This window comes from Janthinobacterium rivuli, assembly GCF_009208735.1.
In the GTDB taxonomy this organism is placed as follows: Bacteria; Pseudomonadota; Gammaproteobacteria; order Burkholderiales; family Burkholderiaceae_D; genus Janthinobacterium.
Genome location: NZ_WFLJ01000046.1, coordinates 1 through 1,365 on the forward strand (window position 1 = coordinate 1; position 1,365 = coordinate 1,365).

Below are 1,365 nucleotides of genomic sequence, written 5' to 3' on the forward strand. Positions count from 1 at the left end.
AATAGCCGTCGTAGCCATACGGCACGGTGACGGGGTGGTAGCCGCGCGGCACCATCACCACGTCGTGGTTTTCCACGGCCATGGCTTCGTCGATGGAACGGTCGTCCGTGTAGACCCGTTGAAAGGCGAAGCCCTGCTCCGGGTTCAGGCGGTGGTAGTACGTTTCTTCCAGCGAACTTTCCAGCGGAATATTGTCGCTGTCGTGCTTGTGCGGCGGATAGCTGGACGAGTGGCCGGACGGCGTGACCACCTCGACCACCAGCAAGCCATCGGCCTCCGCCGTCTGCGGCAGGATGTCGCACACATAGCGGGTATTGGCGCCCTTGCCGCGCACGGAGCGCGTCATGGCAGACGGTTCGATCAGGCGCGCCGGACGGTGGGTCGTGGCCGGCGCGCTGCACAGGGCCACTTCCGCATTGCCCACGGCCGTGATGCCGACCGTGGTTTCCAGCGGCACATACACGGCATACGGCGAGACGTCGTCAAACACGCTCTGGCGATTGCCGATGGCTTCCCACATCTGTTCACCGGCCCGCACCGTCACCGTGCCCGTCAGCACGACAATGCACAGTTCGCGCTTGCCCGTTTCCAGATTCAGGCTCTCGCCGGCCGCCAGACGATGCGCGGCGAAGCCCACGTGCGTCCAGCCGGCCGATTCCGGCGTCACCTCGACGATCTTGCCGCCGGTCTTGGCCGCTTTGACGAGCAGCGGGCTCATGCCGCCTCCCGTTTCAAGCGGGGAATCGCGTCAACCAGGCGCGCCAGGTAATCGTGGCCCATCTTCGCATATTGATAGCTGGGCGCGACGGCCGGGTCCTGCTCCGCCTCCACCACCAGCCAGCCTTCGTAGCCATGCAGATACAGGCGCGTCAGGATGGCCGGAAAATCGATGCAGCCGTCGCCGGGCACGCTGAAGGCGCCATTGATGACGGCCTGCAGGAAACTCCAGTGGCCATTCCTCGCCAGTTTCACCACGTTGGGGCGCACGTCCTTGCAATGCACGTGGCAGATGCGATCGATATGCTTGTTGAGCACCGCCAGCGCGTCGCCGCCGGCAAAGGTGATGTGACCGGTGTCGAACAGCAAGCCCACTTCCTGCCCCGTCAAGGCCATCAACTGGTCCACGTCGGCCGGCGTTTCCACGTAGGCGCCCATGTGATGGTGGTAGGCCAGGCGCACGCCATGGTCGAGCAAGTGTTTGGCAAACGCCGTCAGCTTGTCGGCGTAGTCCTGCCATTGCCGCTGCGACTGGAAACGCGGGCGCTTATATAAAGGACGGGCTTCGCCCTGGATGGCATCGGCCACTTCGCCGTACACCATGACGGTGGCGCCGCTGTCGGCAAGTAAATGTAAATGCGATTGGAC

2 protein-coding genes are annotated in these 1,365 nt (G+C 64.0%); both read right to left on the minus strand.

Going from position 1 to position 1,365, the window contains the following annotated elements; genetic code table 11:
- Window positions 1–718 (minus strand): 5-deoxy-glucuronate isomerase (gene iolB, locus GCN78_RS28780; RefSeq protein ID WP_152254742.1); only part of this gene is annotated, 718 nt, incomplete at its 3' end.
- Window positions 715–1,365: TIM barrel protein (locus GCN78_RS28785; protein ID WP_152254743.1), on the minus strand; the 651-nt coding region annotated here is incomplete at its 5' end. The genes GCN78_RS28785 and iolB, both read right to left, overlap by 4 nt.